The organism is Pseudalgibacter alginicilyticus (genome assembly GCF_001310225.1).
GTDB classification, from domain to species: Bacteria; Bacteroidota; Bacteroidia; order Flavobacteriales; family Flavobacteriaceae; genus Pseudalgibacter; species Pseudalgibacter alginicilyticus.
The window spans coordinates 666,644-690,582 of record NZ_CP012898.1; the positions used below are offsets into that span (position 1 = coordinate 666,644).

Annotated in this window: 18 protein-coding genes and 1 pseudogene; 1 reads left to right on the forward strand and 18 read right to left on the reverse strand. The window is 31.3% G+C overall.

Translation table 11 applies throughout. The features are described from left to right. Position 1 precedes the first annotated feature (1 nt). The 14 genes and pseudogenes from APS56_RS02790 to APS56_RS02850 form a co-directional block, all read right to left on the reverse strand. Positions 2-1,750: a type I restriction-modification system subunit M gene (locus APS56_RS02790; protein WP_054724575.1), complete on the reverse strand. Its 1,749-nt coding sequence runs from the start codon at positions 1,748-1,750 to the stop codon at positions 2-4. A 25-nt stretch (positions 1,751-1,775) separates the two neighbouring features. Further along, positions 1,776-2,861 (reverse strand): Fic family protein, encoded by a 1,086-nt coding sequence (locus APS56_RS02795; protein WP_054731087.1) that lies wholly within the window; start codon positions 2,859-2,861, stop codon positions 1,776-1,778. Positions 2,862-3,104: 243 nt separating this feature from the next. Continuing rightward, positions 3,105-3,236 (reverse strand): annotated as a pseudogene (locus tag APS56_RS16705) (ATP-binding protein); the annotation flags it as partial. A 259-nt stretch (positions 3,237-3,495) separates the two neighbouring features. Then, positions 3,496-4,125, reverse strand: a complete 630-nt coding sequence (locus APS56_RS02800; protein WP_054731089.1) for a DUF1989 domain-containing protein — start codon at positions 4,123-4,125, stop codon at positions 3,496-3,498. A gap of 4 nt (positions 4,126-4,129) precedes the next feature. After that, the gene (gntA, locus tag APS56_RS02805) at positions 4,130-4,789 is read right to left on the reverse strand and encodes a guanitoxin biosynthesis heme-dependent pre-guanitoxin N-hydroxylase GntA (RefSeq protein ID WP_054724577.1); all 660 of its coding nucleotides are present in this window, start codon (positions 4,787-4,789) and stop codon (positions 4,130-4,132) included. A 44-nt stretch (positions 4,790-4,833) separates the two neighbouring features. After that, complete coding sequence (locus tag APS56_RS02810; RefSeq protein ID WP_098946170.1) at positions 4,834-5,385, reverse strand: DUF421 domain-containing protein; 552 nt, start codon at positions 5,383-5,385, stop codon at positions 4,834-4,836. Positions 5,386-5,418: 33 nt separating this feature from the next. Then, positions 5,419-5,574 (reverse strand): YqaE/Pmp3 family membrane protein, encoded by a 156-nt coding sequence (locus tag APS56_RS02815; RefSeq protein WP_054724579.1) that lies wholly within the window; start codon positions 5,572-5,574, stop codon positions 5,419-5,421. An 833-nt stretch (positions 5,575-6,407) separates the two neighbouring features. After that, positions 6,408-9,146, reverse strand: coding sequence for a S9 family peptidase (locus APS56_RS02820; RefSeq protein WP_054724581.1), 2,739 nt, complete (start codon positions 9,144-9,146; stop codon positions 6,408-6,410). Positions 9,147-9,449: 303 nt separating this feature from the next. Next, entirely contained in the window at positions 9,450-13,106 is a 3,657-nt protein-coding gene (locus APS56_RS02825; protein WP_054724583.1) for a metallophosphoesterase, read from the reverse strand. Positions 13,107-13,131: 25 nt separating this feature from the next. Then, complete coding sequence (locus APS56_RS02830) at positions 13,132-15,486, reverse strand: hypothetical protein (protein ID WP_054724585.1); 2,355 nt, start codon at positions 15,484-15,486, stop codon at positions 13,132-13,134. Between the two features lie 8 nt (positions 15,487-15,494). Then, a complete protein-coding gene (locus APS56_RS02835; protein ID WP_054724587.1) occupies positions 15,495-16,658 on the reverse strand; it encodes a Pycsar system effector family protein in 1,164 nt (387 codons plus the stop codon). A gap of 182 nt (positions 16,659-16,840) precedes the next feature. Next, complete coding sequence (locus APS56_RS02840) at positions 16,841-17,713, reverse strand: pirin family protein (RefSeq protein ID WP_054724589.1); 873 nt, start codon at positions 17,711-17,713, stop codon at positions 16,841-16,843. Positions 17,714-17,732: 19 nt separating this feature from the next. Beyond that, positions 17,733-18,089, reverse strand: a complete 357-nt coding sequence (locus tag APS56_RS02845) for a hypothetical protein (protein ID WP_054724591.1) — start codon at positions 18,087-18,089, stop codon at positions 17,733-17,735. A gap of 78 nt (positions 18,090-18,167) precedes the next feature. Then, complete coding sequence (locus APS56_RS02850) at positions 18,168-18,806, reverse strand: Crp/Fnr family transcriptional regulator (protein WP_236778454.1); 639 nt, start codon at positions 18,804-18,806, stop codon at positions 18,168-18,170. Positions 18,807-18,959: 153 nt separating this feature from the next. Between APS56_RS02850 and APS56_RS02855 the strand changes: the two genes are divergently transcribed. Further along, positions 18,960-19,694: an SDR family oxidoreductase gene (locus APS56_RS02855; RefSeq protein WP_054724593.1), complete on the forward strand. Its 735-nt coding sequence runs from the start codon at positions 18,960-18,962 to the stop codon at positions 19,692-19,694. A gap of 20 nt (positions 19,695-19,714) precedes the next feature. On the opposite strand, the gene APS56_RS02860 is transcribed toward APS56_RS02855, so the two are convergent. The 4 genes from APS56_RS02860 to pfkA all read right to left on the reverse strand — a co-directional run bounded on the left by APS56_RS02860 (position 19,715) and on the right by pfkA (position 23,901). Next, the gene (locus APS56_RS02860) at positions 19,715-20,947 is read right to left on the reverse strand and encodes an ATP-binding cassette domain-containing protein (protein WP_054724596.1); all 1,233 of its coding nucleotides are present in this window, start codon (positions 20,945-20,947) and stop codon (positions 19,715-19,717) included. An 18-nt stretch (positions 20,948-20,965) separates the two neighbouring features. Next, on the reverse strand, positions 20,966-21,826 hold the full coding sequence (locus tag APS56_RS02865) for a BadF/BadG/BcrA/BcrD ATPase family protein (RefSeq protein WP_054731095.1): 861 nt from the start codon (positions 21,824-21,826) through the stop codon (positions 20,966-20,968). Positions 21,827-21,895: 69 nt separating this feature from the next. Beyond that, positions 21,896-22,897: a type I glyceraldehyde-3-phosphate dehydrogenase gene (gap, locus tag APS56_RS02870; RefSeq protein ID WP_054724598.1), complete on the reverse strand. Its 1,002-nt coding sequence runs from the start codon at positions 22,895-22,897 to the stop codon at positions 21,896-21,898. A 17-nt stretch (positions 22,898-22,914) separates the two neighbouring features. Next, positions 22,915-23,901 (reverse strand): 6-phosphofructokinase, encoded by a 987-nt coding sequence (pfkA, locus tag APS56_RS02875; RefSeq protein ID WP_054731097.1) that lies wholly within the window; start codon positions 23,899-23,901, stop codon positions 22,915-22,917. Positions 23,902-23,939 lie beyond the last annotated feature (38 nt).

Consider the following 23,939-nt stretch of genomic DNA (forward strand, 5'->3'; position numbering starts at 1 on the left):
ACTAGTTCATCACCGTTTTAATTAAACCATCGGTTTCTTCTTCTAAAGCTAAAATATCGGCTTTAATTTCTGCTAAAGACCTCAACGGTTTGTATTGGTAGAAATATTTGGTAAAATTAATTTCGTAACCAATTTTGGTTTTCTTTTCGTCTACCCAAGCATCTGGCACGTGTGGTAATACTTCACGTTTCATGTATTCTTGTATATCTTCTTTTAACGGAATGTTTTCGGTGTCACGTAACTTAGCATCTGATTTAGGATTGCCTTTACTGTCTTTAACTACTTTACCGTTTTTCATTAAAGGACGTTCTACGGTTACTTTGGCATAACCAAAATCTTTATTATCAAATATTTTACAATGTTCGTTGGCTTCAAAATCGCCATACAATTTGGTAATGTCTTGTATGTGCTGGTCTGATAATTCGTTACGTTTATCACCTAAAGATTTACTCATTTTTTTAAAGTAATCTACAGCATTTATTAGTTGTACTTTTCCTTTGCGTTTTTCTGCTTTATTGTTGCTAATTATCCAAATATATGTACTGATACCCGTATTGTAAAACAATTGATTAGGTAGTGCTATAACGGCTTCTAACAAGTCGTTTTCAATAATCCATTGGCGTATGCTACTTTCATTCTTTTTACTACTTGGTGAACCAGAAAACAATGGAGAACCATTAAATACAATAGCTAAACGAGAACCCCCTTGGTCTTTAGGTTTCATTTTAGACATTAAGCTCATTAAGAATAAAAACGAACCATCACTTACAGAAGGTAAACCAGCACCAAAACGACCACCATGCCCTAAAGAATTATGTTCTTCGGTAACTTCTTTTTGTACTTTTCCCCATTTTACTCCAAAGGGTGGGTTGGTAATTAAATAATCAAACTTATGATTTATAAACTGGTCGCCTTTTAGTTTTACATCGTCTTTACTTTTTAAACTGTTTCCTTTAGCAATGTTATCTGGTTTCTGTCCTTTGATTAACATATCGGACTTACAGATAGCATACGATTCTGGATTTAGTTCTTGTCCGAAAACTTCTAATCTCGCATCTGGATTCAATTCGTTGAGGTATTCTTCGGCTACAGATAACATTCCTCCAGTACCAGCACAACAATCGAAAATAGTTTTTACGATTCCTTTTTGCGTTAAAATTTCTCTATCGTTCATAAACAATAGATTTACCATTAAACGGATTACTTCACGAGGTGTAAAGTGTTCTCCAGCAGTTTCGTTACTTATTTCAGCAAATTTTCTTATTAGTTCTTCAAACATATAGCCCATTTCCATGCTTGAAATTTGTTCTGGGTGTAAATCTATTTCTTGGAAACGTTTAAGCACCATAAACAGTAAATTGGCTTCGTCTAGCTTTGTAATTTGGTTATCGAATTCAAACTGCTCTATAATTTCTCTGGCTTCTTCTGAAAATCCGTTAATGTAGTTTCGTAAATTGGATGCTATATTATTTGGGTCTGCAATAAGTTTATCAAAATCAAACAAACTAGCGTTATGAAAATTATACCCAGCTACCTTATTTAAAATAGGGTCTAAGTTCTGTATATTCATTGTTTTTACTTGCTCGTGTTTTTTTAGAACCTCAGCTTTTGTTGCTTGTAAAACGCAATCTAAACGCCTTAAAACTGTAAAAGGTAATATTACTTTACCGTAATCACTTTGTTTGTAATCACCTCTTAATAAGTCTGCTATAGACCAAATAAAATTTGCAGATTCTTTTATGTTGTTCATTTTTAGTTCTTTTTTTATATAAAAATTAAGCCTGTTCTAAAACAGCCATTAACCTATGATTGAGATACAATTTTTCTTTACCTACTTTTTCGGAAGTTAAAAAGCCTGTTTCCTCTAAAGCGATTAAATAATTCCCTACTGTTTTAGGCGTTCCTAATTTTTCATCAATTAAAAATTGTCGTTTGGTGTATGGTAATCTAAATAGTATTTCCACCAATTCTTTTGTATATGCTTTAGGTAGTTTTTCTTTAATTTCAGTTCCCATTTGTTCCATTAGAACAGTTACGTCTTTTAAACGTTTTAGTCCTTTTTTAGCAGTGTATTCTACCATTTCTAGCATATACAATATCCACGATTCCCAATCGTTATTTTCTGTAACCTCACGTAATTTATTATAGTAATCTGCTTTGTTTTTTATAATGAATTCACTTAAATAAATAGCAGGTGTATCTAACAGTTTTTCTAGTTTTAGGTAGAGTAATAAAAGAATACGTCCTGTTCTACCATTACCATCACTAAAAGGGTGTATAGCTTCAAATTGATAATGCATTAATGCCATTTTTATTAATGGGTCTATGGTATCATTTTCATTAATAAACGTTTCTAAATTGGCTAATTTCTCCCTAATAACAGCTTCTCCTGTTGGGGGTGTATAAATAGTTTCTCCTTTGGCATTCTTTAAAGCAGTACCAGGAGTATTTCTAATGCTCGCTGTATTTTTTTTAATGCTTTGCACTATTTCAATACATAAGTTTGTAGAAATAAAAGGACGTTTTTCAATATCACGTAAACCATTCCACAAAGCTTCTTTGTAGCTAATTACTTCTTTTGTAGCAGGATTATCAAACTTTTTATCTGCAACTAAAGATTTGTATAAATCGTCATTAGTAGTTATTATATTCTCTATTTCAGAACTTGCTTTTGCCTCTTGTAAATGAATCGTGTCTAAAAATAATGTTGGATTTGGCAAATTAGTGAGCATACCATTAAGCTTTGCTAATGCTCTACTGGCATCAATAGTTTTACGTAAAACTTTAGTGGTCTCTAATGTTTTTTTAGGAGGCAATAGCGGTAAGCTATTGTAAGGTATGGTTCTATCGAAATCTGCCATTTTTAACAAGGGTAATATTTACTCACGTTTTATTAACGAGAGTAAATATAGTGAAAATTTACCTTTGTGGTGAGTACAAGAGTAAAATTTACCCTTGTATTTTCCGTTTTAAAAATCAGTTGATTTATTCTTCACAAGCAAGCGTTAAAAATCTGGATAGGGCGGACAAAGTGAGCCACTTGCGGCGGATTAAAGTGAGCATAGCAAAGTAAGTGCTCAAAATCGATTCATTTGTGGTTAAATTTAATATTTATTTTTCAATTTTTTGCGCATGGATTCTCCTTTAATGTCTATTCTGTGTGCATTATGAACAAGGCGGTCCAAAATGGCATCTGCGATGGTTTGTTCCCCTATAATTTCATGCCATGCTTCTAAGATATTTGTTTTGTAACAAACAGTCTTAAATTTTATGTCCGAGTAAAGTTAGCAACTCCAGTTCCCGATGTGGTTCTAATGCTTGTCGTATTTTTTTAATACTTTGAACAATTTCAATACACAGATTTGTACTTATAAATGGTGTTTCTTCATGATTCAAGTTAATTTAGCTAACTCTAAATCTCGCAATCTAATCTCCAGACTAATGTAGTAATTCCAAAGCAAGTAAATATGAAAATACATGCCTGTTTTAAAACTATTATTGCTGATTAAAATTTATAATATCCTTAGCAACACTTTTCGAAGTTGTAACAATAAAATGAATAGGCTTAAAAACGCCCCCATTACTATCTTCTGCGGAACATGCCGTTAATCCTACAATCAAATCCATTTCAGCTTTAAAACGAATTAAATCACCTTGTTTTGATGTTGGAGGCAGCACTTTTAGTTTGCCTTCTTTATCAAATTGAACATTCATAAAAATGTTAAAAGCTGTAGGAATTTCATCAAGATCAATATGAAATTGAAGCAAATTTTTATTTAAATTTTCCAAACAACTTGGATGGTACGAAGGGTTATTGTACATAATTTTGAACGTTTCTGGACTACATGGTGCCAACAAAAAATCATTTCTACCGTTAGTATCCTCTATTATCTCCATCATTTTTTGCGAACGATTGCTCCATAAAAAATTTCCTTTGCTTAGCAAAATAGTTTCTTCAAAATCCATTGTTTTCCCAGAAGAAATTTTTTCCTTTTTATCTGCGTTATTAAAAAGTACCATATCACTTACTTGTTTTCCAAGTGGATCAATAACTGTTAGCACATCTCCTTTACTTATTTTAAAAGCTGCACCCGATTGAGGTGGTATTACGTTTATAGAACTCATATTTTTATTTTTTGTTATGAAAGGGACATTTCCAATCTTTTTCCACGTTTCTTCCACTATATTGCTTTGTTTCTGCATCCAGACCAAAATCGGCTAATACTGGGTTTATAAACCCCTGTAATTCTTTATCGCGGCTACGGATTCTTTTTTTTACTCTTTCGTAGGCCCCCATTTCTCTTAATTTTTCAAATTGATAATGTAAATTAAAAACTATCGTACAATAAGGTGCTTTTCGTGCTAGTCTTGAACTTTCTGGATGCATCCCAATAATATAGAAAGCCTTATTTTTAATACTAAAGCTAAAATTAGGGTCATTAGGATCCGAACTTACACTTTCATCCCATGGAGCATCGTCATAATTATGAAGCCTTTGTAAAAAATTCCACAAGGCATTTTCAAACTCTAACTCCGTTTTAAATTTATTGTTTTTAAAACATATAATTAAAGACTGAAATTCTTTAGATTCATAATCATAATTATTTAAATAATTTTCAATATTTAAAAGAACAGCACTTATAATTTCTTCTGAATTAATATCATCATAAATATTTAATTTATAATTATCCATTGTAAACACGCTATTGGCCATAACACAAGGATGATTTTTATTAATGATAAAATGTTTATATTCAAGTTTAATATTATTTGATTCTTGTGGATTCATAAAAATTATTTTAATACCATAATTATTTATAATTATATGGTAAATTACCTCTTAACATCTTTTAAAATCCAGTCATCTACTGGACAATTATGATCCTTATGAACTACAACTAAGTTACCTGTGGTTTCAAAAATCACAGCTTTTACTTCTGATAATTTTGCAACGTTAGATTCTCGTAATTTAGACCGTAAATCACCTTCTGTAACCCTTACAGCCTTCATATTATCATGCAATAAAATTTCACCATCCATCAGTAAAGTTGGTTGATTATCAATAAACTGTCTAAACCACTTATAACGACGAAATGTTGCTGCTATTAATTGAAGTCCGTATACCATAATAAGACCAACACCTCCTTCCAAAAGACTAACAGACTTTGATAATATTGTAGTGGCAATCATGGATCCTACAGCAACAGTCATCGCAAAATCAAAACTTGACATTTTTGAAAAACTTCTTTTTCCTGCTATACGAGTGTAAAGAATAACGGCTACATAAATTCCGATGCTGGTTAAAAATATTAACAGCAATGAATTTGTTGTTGTATCAAAAAGATTACTCCACGCTTTTATTAAAATATCAGCTAAGTCTACCATAGTAAATAAAACTTAATTTAAACTCTAAACATCTTATTTTCCATTAACCAAAAAGGCATGTATAACACCTGGTATCCAACCAATAAGCGTAAGAATTAAGCTAATAAAGAATGTACCACCTATACCATGTTTTATAAAAACGGCTAATGGTGGCAGTAAAATGTTGAGCATTATAGTTATTAAGGACATTATTTATATTTTAAAAGTTTTAATAAAATTAGATATGAACCCCCATTTAAAGGTGCGTTATAAATAAAATTAATAACTCATATAAGTATAAAGTCCTACACTTTCAGGAATGGTTTTTATTAATTTAAAAGATTATGTCAGAAAAAAACTGATTAATTATATTGTAAGCTGCTGCTATTTTTTACATGAAGAACAAACTTTTTGATACCAGATTACTTGCATACCTAATAACGAAAGAAGCATCTCGTATAATAATGGTGAGACGTTTTTATAAACTCAAACCCATATAAGTAAACCCATATATATGTAGGAGTTAGTAAATTTTCTACTTCGTATTTTTAACAGATAAAGGATATGAAAACAAATAATATTATTTAAAGAAAAGTATATTCTTTAATCCATTAAAGATTGAATATTGATTAACGGATTCTGGCAATCCATGTATTTCTGTAGTACAAAAAAAGAGAATATTATAAAAATAACTGCTATTTTAAGCTTTATTGAGTTACCGTAAAAACATACTCAATAATCCTAAAATTAAAAATTATATGTAAAAGTTATTTGAAGCGTTTTCTGGAACACTAATAAGTTTTTTAAAAAAACTAAGAACTAACTTTTTTAACAATTTGCTTTTTAAGTTTTCAGATTCACTTATTCTATTTACTAAAAATAGAGGTTTCTGCCAAATTTTTAGGGCAACTGTTGTATTTTTCATTGGGTATCATTTTATGTACAATGAGAATTAAAAATAATTCTGATGCAAACTTCTTAAAAACTATACAAAAACAACTACACCCCTTTATCGCATATGTATGCTATTTTTACCTTCGTATTTAATCAATTTTTTCTAAAATCTCAGGTCCCAAACGTTTTTTATCTAAGTGATTTACTCCTTCTTTCATCCAAATTGGAGCTATATCTCCTTTAAGATAATAATCAAAATACTGTTTCATCCGGATTTGAAAATCTTTTTGATTATCCTTTTTACTTAAGTGGTGAGGTTCATTTGGATAGGATAATAAAATAACTTCTTTACCAAGTCGTCTTGCGGCCGAATAAAACTCTAAACCTTGATTCCAATCCACAGCACCATCACTAGTCCCATGAAGAATAAGAAAAGGCGTTTTAATTTTATGAGCATGATGTAAAGGAGATTGGCTAAGATATAATTCCATATTTTGCCATGGACTCACCCCCATTCTTCCTTGAGACCATTCTATAATTGGGCTATTCAAAATGCCTGAACTTTTATATGCAATATTGTACATACTAACTAAATTGGTTAACGGCGCTCCCGTAACTACTGCAGCAAACATATCTGTTTGAGTAACAATAAAAGAAGATTCATATCCTCCCCAACTATGTCCTTGTAACCCTATTTTGTCTGGATCGGCATATCCTAATTTAACAACTTCTTTTGCAGCACTTGTAACATCATCCAATGCTGATGAGCCGGGCATCCCCACGTCAAACACAATATCTGGCATTAAAACTAAATAGCCATTACTTGCATATGTAGATGCGTGTGGCCTATCATCATATTTGGGCATAGAGTATAAGTGGTGCATATGAGACATTTTTTCATAGAAATAGACAATCATTGGATATTTTTTATTCGAATCATAATCTGCTGGTAATGCTAAGGTAGCCTGTAATGCATGACCTCGCTCATCTGTATAATCGACTAATATTCTTTTTCCCCATTTATATTTAGACTGTTGTGGATTGGCATTAGTTATTTTTTTAGGTTTTTTAAAGGATAAATCGGTTAGCCAATAATCAGGAAAATCTTCAAAACTCTGAGCTTTGTAAATAAGCTTATCTGCTTTTCTTGCCTTGGTAATTCCTGTTATCATTTTATTTTCATAACATAACATCTCAGGTTTTTCTCCAAATTTAACTTTATAGTATCCTGATTTTTTTGTGAAATCACCATAAGCTGAAAGCAATAAAGGTTCCATTAAATCAAAAGTCTTAGCTTCTGGATCCAGTTGTATCAATCTAAAACGGATATTTTCATCATTACCGATACCTTGGGTTAAGTTTACTACTTCATCAGAATTAAGTGCAATGGTCCATAAATCATATTCATGATTTAGGATTAATGTATTCCCATCTTTAGACCATCCAGCTACACCATAAGTAGGTTTTTCAACTGGTTTATCATAATCTTCATTTATAAAACTTATACCCGTTTTTGCAGTTAAATTGGATAACTTCCCTTGCTCAAAATTATAGCCTATTACATCACCTTCTTTTGAAAAAAGCACCCACTCTCCATTTGGAGACATGCCCATATATCTATATACTTTTTCTGCTATTAATTCCTTTTTTCCTGTTTGAGTATTAATACTATACAAATCTGTATAACCTCCAGGTATACCTACGTTTTTACGATAAAGAGTATCCAATTTTCCAATTGCCCATAGACTATTTTCAGAATAATTAACAGAAGGCATGTCTTCATTTTCCAATTGAATAAATGTCTTATTTTCAAGATTTAAAACAGCTTTAAAATTTGATTTCCTATCTCTTCCCGCTTGTACTATTTGACGCGACTGTACACGCTCATCTTTCCAGTGCCAAACATCTACATTTGCTTTTTGCTCATCTGCTTTTTTTAATTCGGTTTGCTGAGCCTTAACCCCATGGAGTAACTGTGTTCCTTCTTTATTCCAAGTTAATTTAGAGTACTCACTAATCACCATATTTTTAGGAAAATCAGCATCTTCAGTTACTGAATATTGGTTATGTACTATTGGAGTTGTCATACCTGAAATAAGATTTGAAGTCCAATAAACAGTGTTGTCTCTCTCTACATTTCCCTTTTTTTTGCCCCCAAATAATACTGCTATTTGGTTTGTTTCCTTATTCCAAGTCATCTGAGAATACGTATAGCTACCTGTATGTAATGGCCTAATACGAAAATCATTTAAATCAACAACATAAAGACCATTACCATAATCGTCCTCCGCATCAATCAAATAAGAAAGAAGCGTACCTTCTTTATTAAAAGCATAAGCAGATACATTACCTATATTAAGTGTTTTATTGCTTTCTAAATCTTTAAGTAGTAAATCACTTCCTTTATAATCTGCTTTAGTGTTGTTAGGCTGTTTGTGAACAGCTATAAATTTAGATGTTTTTGAAAACTTAAAACTCTTTACAGTTTTAACAACAGATACCACATTGGTATCAAGATGTACTATTTGCAAATCACTTAAAATAGGTTTTTTAGATGCCTTAAGTTTATCTGCCATTTTTTTTGTTGGATCTACTAAAAAAGCCAACCAGTTACTATCTGATGAAAAACTAACTTCTTTTCCATTTATTACTGTACGTAAGGTGTCACCGTTAAGTCTACGGATGTACAATTTTGCATCCCCTTCATTTGGTTTGTAAGCATATGTCATCCAGACTCCGTCAGGGGAAATAGCTGTATTATTTATGCTTTTCCATTGTGCATAATCTTTAAGTGTTAAAGGTTTTTGCTGTTGACCAAAATTTAATTGACTAAAAATAAAAAGCCAAAAAAACAAAGAAAAAAAACGGTGATTTAAGAAGAATAACATGACTAATAAGTTAGATGAATTTTAGTCAAATATAACTTTATTTCAGGTTAAATGAAATGCATATTTATAGGAATCTTGCGCAAATAATTTATAAAAGACACCCTATTTAATAAACATAAAATTTGTTCCATCTATAAAGATTAAAAAACGGAAAATAGTATCGTAAATTTTAACCTTATCTTAGATCTTTTATTCTTATTTCAGTTTTGTTATACAAATTAAATACGCTGGCTTATCATTATTAGCAGAGTATTTTTTAACCTTTCAGCTATAACAAAACTTGTTTTTACTTAAAAATAGTAATTAAAATCCAAAACCCAAACCAAAAGCAACTCGCAAACCATCTGATGAGTTAAATGCTCCAAGGTTTAACGACATTATTTCGGCCATATTTACAAAAAAACCACCACCGTAGGTATTATGCCATTTTTCAGAATAGTCAAAATTAGGCAGCCAAACTCTTCCGTAATCAAAACTACCATAAACCCCCATTTTAATAGGAATGATTAAAGTTTTTAGATTACTAAAACTGTATCGAATATCTGTATTTTGATAAAATGCTTGTTTGCCTGTAAATCGTTGGTTTCTAAAACCTCTTAAACCATCTAAGCCTCCAATAGTGGCTGCTTGATAAAATTCAAAGTCATCACTAAAATTAACATGACCTTTAACAGTTGTAGCTAAAACCAATTTCCCTGAAGATGACAGTTTATGAGCGATACTCCATTTAGGTATTAAGTAACCATAAGTTCTCCCCTTTTCATCCAAATTACTTTTTAAACCAATTGATACATCAAAAGACATACCCATAGTTGGATAAGCATTATTATCAAAATTTAAAAACTCAAATGTTGCGTTAACACCTCCAAATTGAACTTCATCAAAAATATAGTTAGGTAACTGAGGATTTCCATCCACAAAGCGGTTGTGGGTTTGATGGATTTCTATAGATTCATAACTTAGCCCCATACTTAGTTTGCTTCCTCGTTTAGAATTCCATACCAATCCAGGTGCTACAGAAAAGTTTCTAATTTTAACTCGATTGTAATTCAATCCATAATCATCATCAAAATTGGGGGTTTCATTTCCATATCCAAAGAAATTCTGACTAAAATTTGGACTTTGAAAATTCACTCCTAAAACAAAGTTAAAATTATTAATAACATGAGCAAATTCACCATGATAATTTAGTTCATAACCCTTGGTAGCAAAATAATAATTAGCTTTAAATTGGTGCTGACTTGTGTATGGATTACGTTTAAAACCATTCACCGTGTAAATATTAGAAAAACCAAGTTTTAATCCATCATCAGGATTAGCACCTATTGTAGGAATAATTTGATTTGAATTAGCTTTTAATTTTTTGTAATCATACACATTTGTTTCATAGTCATCTGTAAGCTTAATTTTTGCTTTTTTTGCCTCCAACACATCATTCTTTTTTGATTCATAATCATATATATAAACATTGGTCCCTTCTGCTACCTTGTATGCATCGTTATTTTGCCCTCCAATTAAACGGATTTTTATTTTTTTACTTTTTCCTATAACCTCAAAGGTGTCATCATCATCCAAACCGTAAATCCATATTTCTTTTGTTTCCTCAGGTTGGTGTTTTCTGTAGTGAAATCGATCTTTAATAGTATCATCTTTTTTTCGATACATTTCAACCGTTACAGCTCCATTTTCATTCGATATAATCTTAATGTAATCATCTTTATTTGTAGCTGTAAAAACAGCATATTTAGATGTTAACTTATAGTATCTATCAGCTATTTTTTGAAGATTTGCTCGTCGTTGTTTTAAAATCTTTTTTATTTTATCAATACTTGAATCTTGTACTTCTTGAGGTATTTTTGAGAATGCAATATTTATAACACTATCAGTAACCTGTTTGGTAATAAAATCCACTTGCTCATCCCAAGTTTTTTTATCAATATCAACTAAAAATGCCATATCCAAAGGATAAGGTTCGGCATTTACGCCTTTTACATCTTTTAAATCTGTACTGTATTTTCGCAATACTCTTGCAGGAGGAATTAGAGCTACAGCAGCCCCAAGCATAAAACCATCAGACATTATAGAAAAAGCTTGATCACGGTCTCTTGGTAAAGGTCTGTATATTTTTTTACCTTTTTCTTTAAACTCCATCCAACGCCATTGGTCTTGATGACGATCCCAATCACCTATAAGCATATCAAATAATCGGGCTCGGATATAACTCACTTGATCTAATATGACATCTTCATCTGAATGCAAATCTTCCATCATATCAATTGTGCTGATAATATCACCAGTAAAGTTTCCTCCTGCAAGTTCAACATGTCCATCTGAAGCATGTTCCTCAAATAAATATAATTCGTTACCAAATTCAGAATTAAAACGACCTAAAGTATTTTGCTTTGGAACGTATAATAATTGTGGATTTAAATGATACACATCTACAGCATCAGAAAGTGTACTAATAACTAAAGGAGCATATGGATGAGAACCTGTAAATACATCTTTAACGAGTGACTCTGTAGCTGTATCATCAAATTGACCTTCTACAAAATGATCTTTAAACATAGCAGCTTGAATGTACTGTGTTGCGCTTTTTTTAACCGCACGCATAACATATTCTTTGCCATCATTTGCCCTTAAGCGTAACGATTTAGATTGTGTCCCCCCCCCTTTTCTTATAGGTATTAAGCCTCCATAAAAAGTATCTAAATCAACTGTTTTGGCTTTTACTTCTATATTAAAATATTTTCGGTATCGATTACCCCAAAGCATTTTATAAAACTTTGATTTTTCAACTTCTTTTTTATTATACACAGAAGCTAAAATTGAGTCATTAAACCTTTTAGGGTAGTCAATTAAGTTTGTATGGGTAGCTTCTTGGATTGTTTTTCTAAAAACTACTTCATTAGAAATTGCATTAATAAATTGTACATTAGAAGACTTATTTTTATTGATATTTAGCACGGCATAACCATTAACACCTAAGCCAAATTGATTGCCATCGTTTTTAACTCTTGTAGGGTTTTCTTTAGAACCAGAACCACTAACTATCTGCGTTAAATTGTCGTGTTCAATAAACTGCAAATTATGTTCATGCCCAGAAAGAAAAATAACATTATTGTTTTGTTGTGCTGCAGCTATTAAGTTTTTACGTAATTCATTATAAAAATGATTAGAAATATCAGCATTTGATATGCCGCTTGTACTTCTAATAATGTTTTTTAATGTTCCTAAAACAGGAAGCGGTTTCAAATGATCAACAAAACTATAATTACCTCCATGTGGACCATTGGTATACATAGGATGATGAATAGCTACTAAAGTGGTTTTTCCTCGTGCTTTTTTTATTTCATCTCTAAATTCGTCTAAAAAAAGAGATCGTGATTTAATTTCACAATCGTCATTAATAGTGGGCTGTTTGTTCCAATTGGTAATATACCAGTGTGAATCAACCACCAGCAACACAATATCATCACTTATATTTACTTTTTCAATAGGACACCCATTTTCAGGTAAAAATGTATTTTTTCCTAAAGCTTCTTCCACCATGTCTTCTTGACGCTTTAACCCTTTAATACCACTATACCAATCGTGATTTCCAGGAATAAACATTACTTTTCCAGGAAACGTTTCGGCAACATTTATTTGTGTTTGTAGTATGTGTTTTGCTTGTTTATTATTTTTAGAAGGCATTCCTTTTGGATAGATATTATCTCCTAAAAATAAAAGAATATCATCTTCATTTGCTTTAGGAAAATGCTCCTGAATAGAAAGTAAAGCCTTTGGTGGTGTACCATCATCTTCCAGTTTCCCTGCGTCACCAATTAAAAAAATATTAGTGGTTTCATTATTTATACCTTCAACAAAAGGGGTATTTATTAGTTGGTTTTGATTGGATTTATATGTAGCACAGGCTGTTACCACAAAGAGCAAGAAAATAAGTAACGTTTTTTTCATAAATCAAGGAAGAGTTGTATTTTTCTTATTCTATAATTTCAAGGTCATTAACATTAAAAAGATTTTCTATCTTATTTAATTTATAGTTAATATCTACCCGAATTGCTTTTATACCACTTGCTCCTTGAAGCTCTTCTATCTCAACAATTTCAATGTTTTTGCCTATATAATTTTTGGATTGTAAAAATTCAAAATAATTTAAATACTCACGCTCAATTTCATTGCTAGAATATACCACACTCAGTTTATTGGGTTGTCTTAAACGTTCATTAGTATTTTTAATAAGTGCCTTATCAATTCGTTTTTTAATCATTTCATATCGCACATTATAAGCGCCATCTACATCAAATTGTTTTTCATCCATACGGTATCTAATGGTCAATGGCACATCGTAAACCAAAATAAGTGATGCTACATCAAGTTGAAGTGGAAATTCTTTTTGTTCATTATAATACATGGCTTCCATTTCGCAAACCACTTGCAATTGCCATAGGCGCAAATTATACAAATCCGTTAAATGAAAGGTTTTGTTTTGTGTGATAGATTGACCAATATATAAATTATGCTCTACACCATCGGTTTTAAATTTTTCAAAGAAATGCGGAAACATAGCTTGTGCCAGTTCTTGTTGCTTATCTATAAAACAGGATAGTTTTTTATTGGTTAAATCTACGGTATCATCGTATTCTTTTCTGGCTTTATAATAGGTTTTTAATTCTGAATCTAAAGTTGCTTTAAACGCTTTTATACCCTCTACATTGATATTTGTAGTTAAAAGATGTTCCAATAACGGGAAAATTTGAATATTGAAAAACCTGTTAACTTCCTGTTCTGTATTGGTTTGAAATTCTTCATCCAATTCATATATAAACTTATCAATTTGATATGTTAGCTGTTCATAATAAGGTGACTTTTTTTCTTCTAAACATGCATTCAACAAATTTTTAGTTTGAGTAAGTTGTTCCTTTAAATCTGATTGAATGGCTTTATTTCTAGCTTCAGACGACCCAATAATATCTATTTGACCGTAAAGAGGAAGCACATCTTTAAATACAATTTCGTTAAAAGATGGATTTTCGCCTGTATTTCGTTTTTGTATAAATTTTGAGGCCTCTTCTTCAAAACGCCATTCTACAGAAGGATGAATAGAAGTGCATTCTTGTTGAATAACCGCACTTACTTCATTTTTAAACTCAGTAATAGACCGTGCAGAATAACTTAAAATAAAAGGCATTAATGTTTCCATTTTTACCATATTTATTGCGTTAAGCTGATTGGTTTTATATGTGGCCATTTCTATTACAAACTGTAAATTGCCATCAATAACTATAGGGATTAGTACAGCACTTTTAAACCCTTGTTTAAGTAATGTTTTACTTAAAGTATTTCCTTTTGTAAGTTCATCATATCGTTCGATATTAGAAAGAATTGCTGGTTTATTTTCTACAAAAAGTTGCCTGTAAACTTTGTCACAAGCATAACCTTTACAATCAACAGAGTCTCCTTTTTCTATTGATAACATTTTAAAATTATTATCATAAGGATGAGGAGGTATTAATTTATTATGCTCAAAGCTATAGCTACCTAATTCTAAATCTGGAATTCCAAATATATGTCTAATATTTTCCTTTAAAGAGAAAAAACTTTCGTTATTAGGTTGTATTAAATGTGTTTTAAAATTGTCAATAGTTTCATCCAAGGTTGTATCAGTCATGGTCACTATACCAAACCCTTCAACGGTCCAAGAGTTATCTGGAAAATATTGTTTCCAAACATCTTTATTATTAGCATCTGTAAGTAATTCATCTAAAACATCAGGTGTAATTTCAATAGCATTTTCATTAGGATAAATTTCCATAAAATCGGCATTGAATGTTACTCTATAGTTTCTTATAGAACCATCTTTATTAGCTATTTTAAGTGTTTTAGGTCGGTCTAAATCAATATTATATTGATAATAAGAATTTAAAATTACGGCATAAGGAATTAAATCATAACCATCAATATGATCTTTAAAGAGCATTTTGAAAATCTCATCTAAATTATAGATCGAGTTCTTTAAAATGTTAACCAACCGGGCACTCGTATAAAACGTAAAATTAGTTAAAGGATAAATGGCTGTTTTAATTTCATTTGTGGTAAGTGCCACAGGAAACAAATAGCCCATTAATTGTTCAATAACAACTCTGTGACTTTCACACTCAGAAAGAGATAGCTCACCATTAGCAAGAAATGGGTGCTTTTTAAATAGCTCTAATGCTTGATTCGATTGAAATTGAGCAACAGGATTATTTGATACTGAAAGTTCTTCAAATTTTTCTTTCAGTAATCTAAAAGACAATTTAGATTCAAAAGGTCCTTTTTTTATTAGTGTTTGCATACTTTGTGTTAATTTATCATGAATAAATAATAACTAATAATAAAGGCCAAAGCTGAAATTATTATTCCAAACATGAACACCGTGTAAGTTATTCGTAATAGTCTATATTTTCGTTCTAAAACAAGACCTAAATAATATAAATCTTTAGTAAGTGAATTATATAATACATCTTCATTTTCTATTAAATAGTCGATACCCCATTCAAAATCTTTCAAATTCATTTTATAAAAGTTACCAAAAAATAAAATATTGGTCTGTTTATTTTTAATCATGTCTTTGGTTACTGTAATTTTTGAAATATTTGGACGCGTAGAAAGCACTGATAAAACAATGGAAATAACACTTAAAACGGTTAATATTAAAGTGGGCCAAACTAAAAATGCATTAGATGGGCTATCTAACCTTGGCACCAAACTAGATAATGCAACCGAAATGATAATGGCGTTAACAGAAAGTAAAATATTAGCTTTGGTGTCTGCTATTGCACTCAATTCTATATGATTTTTGAGCGTAGTGCGAAACATGGTCTCCACTCCTCTCCCTGTTCTTTTATTATTTAACTTAACCTGCTGCTTGGTCTTTATTTTTAGAATTTTAGCATCAAGTTCGCGAGCATTAAGTTCTTTGTAAGGTTGCCATTTAAGTAATGCCGATTGTGTATAAAACTGTTGGTTTTCAAAAAACTCTTTATTAGCTTCCAACCAATCTAAATCTAAAATAGGAGTGTTATTTTTTAATACTATTTCTTTTTTTAATAAGTTAGAAATTTCAAAATAATCATCGGAAGCTAAATGACTACAATCAGCATCTTTAGCTATTTTTTCCAATTTGGTAATGGGTACAGCTCCTTTTTTGGTTACAAAGATTAATTTTTTTACAAGCGCAATATCACTAAGTGAAAATTGATTTGAGGTTAAAAACTCTTCCGCTATCTTTGCACTTTCTTCTTCATGTCCATCATTTGTTACAACATAACCTGTATCGTGAAACCAAGCTGTAAGCTCCAAAATTTCTTTTTCTCTTTCATTACAGCCTTCCCATTCTGCAAGTTGAGTAATTCGCTTTACAACTCGCTTGGTATGGTCAATGTTATGATAGAAATTATTTGCTGACAATTTTGTTTCAAATAATTGCAACACAAAGTTTTCTGCTTGTAATATGATGTTTTCCACTAAAAAAATGTTATGTTGATGCCGTATTAATGCCTCTAAAATACGCCACAAAAATACTGAATTTATTTAACTTTAATGTACTTAGCTTATTAAAGCAAAGCGCTAATATCCCTAAATTAACCATTAAAATAAAAACCTGAAAAGTAGCTCAGCAAATGAGCTACTTTGAGTTATCGTACTATTTAATCTTCTAAATAACCAAATTTACCACTATTGTAATCTTGAAAAGCTTCCATGATTTCTTCTTGAGTATTCATTACAAAGGGGCCATGAGCCACAATGGGTTCATTTATAGGTTTGCCACTTAGTACCAAAATAACAGTATCTTGTAATGCTTCCATAGTAAAAGACTCCCCATCATTACTAAACATTACAAAATGATCTTCTGGTGCATTATACTCACTATTTAGTTTAGCTTCTCCTTCTATTATTAATAACGCTGTTGTATAATGCTTAGGAAAATTCAATTCAGTTTTATTACCTTTTTTTAATCTAACATTATACATATTGATAGGCGTAAATGTAGATGCAGGCCCTTTGTAACCATCATATTCTCCTGCAATTACTTCTATTTCTCCTGATTGATTAGGCAATGCTATTTTGGTCATTTCAGAATGGGAAATAGCTTGATATTTTGGTGAGCTCATCTTATCTTTTGCTGGTAAATTAACCCATAATTGCACCATTTGAAATTCTCCTCCCGTTTTACTCCATTCGGTTTCATGAAACTCTTTGTGTAGCACCCCAGAAGCAGCAGTCATCCATTGCACATCTCCTTCACCAATAACACCACCACCTCCAGCACTATCACCATGTTCAACACGACCTTTATAAGCAATCGTTACTGTTTCAAAACCACGGTGCGGATGTACACCTACACCTTTTGGTTTTTCTGTTGCCGGAAAATTGTACTTTGAATTATAATCCATCATAATGAACGGATCCATACGCTTCATGGTTGATGTTCCTGGAATAAAATTATGAACCCTAAAACCATCTCCAACAAAATGTGGTGTTCCTGGTTTTGTTATTTTTTCTATAGTTCTTATTTTCATATTGTTTCTCTTTTAATTGTTAATCTTTTTTTAAATTGAGATTATGAGCCAATTTAATTTCAATTAAGTTATCTAAATAATTTTGATTTGAACTTGGTCTTTTTTTAGTCCAATAAGCCGTTTTTACCGTTTCAGCTAAGGCTGTTTTATCATGATAAGTTAACCAAATAAGCTCATTAAATAATAATGATATGATTTTGATTAATTTAAGCTTGTCTGTATCGGCTAATTCATCAGAAATAGCAACAACTTTGTACGGTATTTGGTATAGCTTTTCAACAACAGTCTCTACACGGTTTTCTACAGTAACTTTCCAGTTTAGGATTTTCGGAATACCTGTGTGCTTAGCGACTACTAATACTTCTAAATGTTTCATAATCTATTTACTTTTCTATTACTGCAAAATTACAGCAATAGTAAAAAGTATACATTGACCTATGGTAAGAAGTTATTTTTAATTATTAGGATTGAAATTTTCTTTTGCAAGTGCTTTTCTAACACGGCTTAAACTTTCTGGTGTAATTCCTAAATAGGAAGCAATCATCCATTGGGGTACACGCAATAAAACATCAGGATACATAGCAATAAAATCCAGATACCTCACTCTGGCAGAAGCACCTAATAATAAGCTAACCCGCTTATATAAATGTCTGATATGGTTATGAAGCAATTGTTCGTTTCGCTTTCTAAAATCAGGATTTATTCTTGACACTTGATCTATAAATTCTTCATCAATAATAACAACTATAGAATTTTCAGCAGCATCAATATAGTAAGTAGAAGGTTCTTTAAAAAAAAAGCTTCCTCTATCGCTTACAAGCCAAGTTTCAGTTGCAAATTGTAAAATGTTTTCTTTACCTTCTTCATTTAAGGCATAAAAACGCAATAAACCTTGTTCTACAAAAAAGAAATGAGAGCAAATATCTCCCTGTTTTAGTAAAAACTGACCTTTTGCAACTTTTTTTGTTTTAATTAAATATTCTATTTGAGTAAACTCCTCATTAGTTAACCCTCCTTTATCAATAAGATGCTTTTTAAAATTAGATACAGTAATCATAGGATAAAGATAAATTAAATTTAAAGTTAAGTACATTAAAATACTATTTGAATAAATAATTTGAAATACTCAAACAAATTTATAAGTGTCTGGAATAATATCGCTCTAAGTATCGTAAGTAATTTAACTTTTCTTCGTCATATAAAACAGCTTATTAACCGTTTTTAAAAAATTATATATTAAAAATCTATGAAATTAAAAAACAAAGTTATAATAGTCACAGGCTCTTCAAGAGGTATAGGTAAGGAAATTGCAATATTATTAGCTAAAAATGGTGCTAAAGTTGTTGTTAATCATTCAAATAGTGAGGCAGAAGCAAAAGCAACAGTTAATACTATAGAAAAAAATGACGGCATTGCATTTTCATTCAAAGCAGATGTTAGTAAAAAAAGTGAAGTAACTCAATTATTTAATGAAACTTTAAACCGTTTTGGAAAAATAGATGTTTTAATTAACAATGCTGGAGTTATGATTTCTAAAGAACTAAAAGATAATTCTCAAGAAGATTTCACCAAACAGTTTGATATTAATGTAAGAGGTATTTTCAATACATTACAAGAGGCACACAGTAAACTAGCAGATAACGGAATAATTATAAATGTATCTTCAAGCACCGCCAAACTAATGTTTCCAACTTATGCACTCTATTCTGCTTCTAAAGCTGCAGTGGAACAAATAACACGAGTGTTTTCTAAAGAAATTGGCAGAGGAATATCAGTAAATGCTATTGCTCCTGGTGCTACAGAAACAGAACTCTTTTTAGAAGGCAAATCTGTTGAATTTATAAATAAACTAAAGGGGATGAATGCTTTTAATAGACTTGCTAAACCTATTGACATTGCCAAAGTTGTATTGTTTTTAGCTAGTGATGATTCTAAATGGATATCTGGCCAAGTCATTGGTGCAAATGGTGCACTGGTTTAAACTACTGGTAAATTTGTATTTTAAAATATTGAAATTCGGGTTCCCACAGAGCCCGTTTTTTTGGGAGTCAATTCATAAAAAAATTCAGGATTCAGTCCAATCTCTTTTCTATGAGACACATATAAAATAGCGGTATCTGTTTCTAAAGCAATTTTATTGATTAGTTCTGAAAATAATTGTGTATCATCATCATCTAAACCATTAGTAGGTTCATCCAAAATAAGCAACGGAGGATTTTTTACCATAGCTCTTGCTATTAAAACCAACCTTTGGTGTCCTTTTGACAATGATACGAATGGCTGTTTTCTAATATCAAACATACCCAAAACATTTAGCCATTCATGGGTTAGTTTAATTTGCTCATTAGTAGGCGTTGAATAAAGCCCAATGGTATCATAAAACCCCGAAACAATCATATTTCCTATGGCATCTAAACGCTTAAAACCTCTCAACATTTCTGATGAAAAATAACCAATTTTTCTTTTAATATCCCAAACACTTTCTCCACTCCCTTTTTTAACACCAAATAAAATAATATCTTGATTGAATGCTTTAGGATTATCACCATAAATCATACTTAGCATGGTGCTTTTTCCCGATCCATTAGGACCAATTAATTGCCAAAACTCTCCGAGTTTTATTTCCCAAGAAATGTTATTTAAAATTGGTCTGCCATTATAGGATACCGATACGTTATTAAATTTGATTAAAGGATTAATATCCACTGATAAAGAGCGGTATGGCTTAGGTAAATCCCTAATAAAACTTAAAGGAGCTTTTGATTTTACATCTTTACTGGCGGCTTCAAAGGCCACCAATACATCTCCTTGTAATTGATATGTTTTATTTATAAATGGCAAAACCTCTCCTATTCGGTTGGTAATTTGAATGATTAAGGTTTTATCACTTAAATTTGTTAATATTCTTTCTATTTCTAATTGCTTGTGCACATCTAAATTACCAAAAACATTATCTACAATAAGATAATTTGGCTTTTGTGCAATAATATGATCTAACAAAGCTATTTTTCGTTCCCCTTCAGAAGAATGTAATAAACTGTTTTTTGTATTGGTAACAACAGCAAATTTTCCATGAATAATTTCTTCCTCAATAAACTTGCTGAGTGTTATTTCGGAAAAAACAGCACCTTTTAAATGCGAAACATTAGCAATACTATTTCCGGATACTATATTATCAATAATTTGATGCTTATCATCTTTATTGGAAATATAAATCGCAAAATGAGTACTCAAAAAAAATAGAATTAAAGTTTATATATTTTTAGAATGAAATGCAACCAAGCCTTCAATAGGACGGCGTTCAAAATTACCAACAATAAAGCCCATTTCTTCAGCAACTTCTTTTATTTGATCTTGAGCAAAATAAGCTATAGAACCTGCAAAGTGTACAGGCACTGTTTTCACTTCTTCTTTATATTGCATAATATAGTTTTTGGTAAAAATTCGAATGCCTTCTTTTATCAATTCAATGATATATTCTGAATCTTTATTTAAAAACATAAATTCAGCAAAATTTGCTAAATATGCATTAGGGTTTGGTTGTTTGTAGATATTATACTTAACATAATCAGCTTCCATATTGTATTTGCTACCAAAAGCGACTTTAATATCCTCGGGCATGTTATTAAAGTAATAATCTCTTATCAATTGTTTACCATAATAATTACCTGAAGCGTCATCCATTAATATATAACCTAAGGACAAAACACGTTGGTGCAATTGCTTACCATCATAGTAGCTACAATTAGATCCCGTACCCAGTATACATACCACAGCAGCTTCATCGGCCTTACTAATGGTGCCATAAACAGCAGCCATTGTATCTTCTTCAACTTTTACAAGAGCTTCTTTAAAAACTTCTTTGAGCACATTATAAACCATCTCGTTACCACGCTCAGTACCACAACCTGCCCCATAAAAGTAAACGTGAGTAACATCTGCTTTATAAGCCGTAATCTCTTTACTATTTTTAATTATTTTTTTTAGTTTCTTACTGGTTAAAATTTCAGGGTTAAGCCCCTTCGTTCTAAATTTTTCTGAAATCTGTTTTCCATTATCATCTATTGCAATCCAATCGGATTTTGTAGAACCACTATCAACAATTAAAATCATAAGTTTTTTAAATAAAAAATCCACAGAACCATAATAAAACATCATGGTTCTGTGGACTAAGGTAATAAATTATATTGAACTAATGTGCGTTGCTAAATCAACTAATTTAGATGAATAACCAAACTCATTATCATACCAAGATACTAATTTTACGAAGTTGTCATTTAATGCCATACTTGCATTGGCATCAAATGTACTTGTTTTTGGTTCTGACACAAAATCTTGTGAAACAACACCTTCTTCAGTATATCCTAAAATACCATCTAATTCGTTTTCAGAAGCTTCTTTTAGAGCGGCTTTGATTTCATCCCAAGAAGCGCTTTTTTCTAAACGACATGTTAAATCTACTACAGATACATCAACAGTTGGAACTCTAAATGCCATACCTGTTAATTTTCCGTTTAACTCAGGAATCACTTTTCCTACTGCTTTTGCTGCTCCTGTAGATGCAGGTACAATGTTATTTAAAGATGCACGACCTAATCTGAAATCTTTTTTAGATGGACCATCAACAGTAAATTGTGTTGCTGTTGCTGCATGAACTGTAGTCATTAAGCCTTCTGCAATTCCAAATTTATCATTAATTACTTTAGCCAATGGGGCTAAACAGTTTGTTGTGCAAGATGCATTAGACACTATTGTATCTGCAGCAGTAATGTCTTTATGGTTTACTCCCATTACAAACATTGGTGCATCAGCGGAAGGTGCAGAAATTGCAACTTTTTTAGCACCCGCTTTTATGTGTTTACCTGCACCTTCTAAATTTGTAAAGATACCTGTACAATCTAAAACAACATCTGCTCCAACTGCATCCCATTTTAAATCTTCTGGATTGCGTTCTGCAGTAATTCTAATTTCTTTACCATTAACTACTAAGTTTCCGTTTTTAGTATCGATAGTGCCATCGAACTGCCCGTGAACAGAATCATATTTTAATAAATATGCTAAATGATCAACATCTAACAAATCATTAATTCCGACAACTTCAATATTTGGTCTATTAACAGCTACTCTAAAAGCTATTCTACCAATTCTACCAAATCCGTTAATTCCAATTTTTACTTTTGACATAATCTTGTTTATAAATGTTAAGTGCTCATAATGTCTGAAACACGCAATAATTCTAAGTTAATTTTTGTTTTTCCTTTAATTGCTTTATCTAAAGGTGTTAATTCCATTTTACCATTTAAAAGACCAACCATGTAGTTACTTTTATATTCTAAAATAGTTTCAACGGCTTTTACACCCATTCTACTTGCTAAAACACGGTCAAAGCACGATGGAGCTCCACCACGCTGCATATGGCCAAGTACTGAAACTCGAACATCATAACCCTCCATGTTTTCATCAACATAATCTTTTAGTTCAAAAATATTTTTTCCTATTTTATCCCCCTCGGCCACAATGACAATACTTGAAGATTTTCCTGACTGCCTACTTTTATTTAAAGAATCAACAAGCCTATCTAAACCTAAATCCTCTTCTGGTATTAGAATTTCTTCAGCACCACCAGCTATACCTGCATTTAAAGCAATATGACCAACATCACGCCCCATAACTTCTACAAAGAAAAGTCTGTTGTGTGAACTGGCTGTATCTCTAATTTTATCAATAGCATCTACAACTGTATTTAAAGCTGTATCAAAACCTAATGTATGTGAAGTTCCAAAAATATCGTTGTCTATAGTTCCAGGAATTCCCATAACAGGAAAACCAAACTCTTCATTAAATATTAAGGCTCCAGTAAAAGAACCGTCTCCTCCAATAACCACAAGGCCATCAACGCCTTCTGCCACTAAGTTTTCAAATGCTTTCTTTCTTCCTTCTTTAGTTCTAAAACTTTTAGAACGCGCAGATTTTAATATTGTACCACCTTTGTTAATTATACCTTTAACGCTTCTTGCATCCATTTGCTTAAAATCGGCATCAATTAAGCCTTCATATCCCCGATAAACACCAAGACATTCTACACTATGATAAGCACAGGTTCTAACTACAGCACGTATGGCAGCATTCATTCCTGGTGAATCGCCCCCAGACGTTAAAACTGCTAATTTTTTTATTGTTTTTGGCATGTTAGTTTTTAAAAATTCCATGTAAAATTAAGAAACTT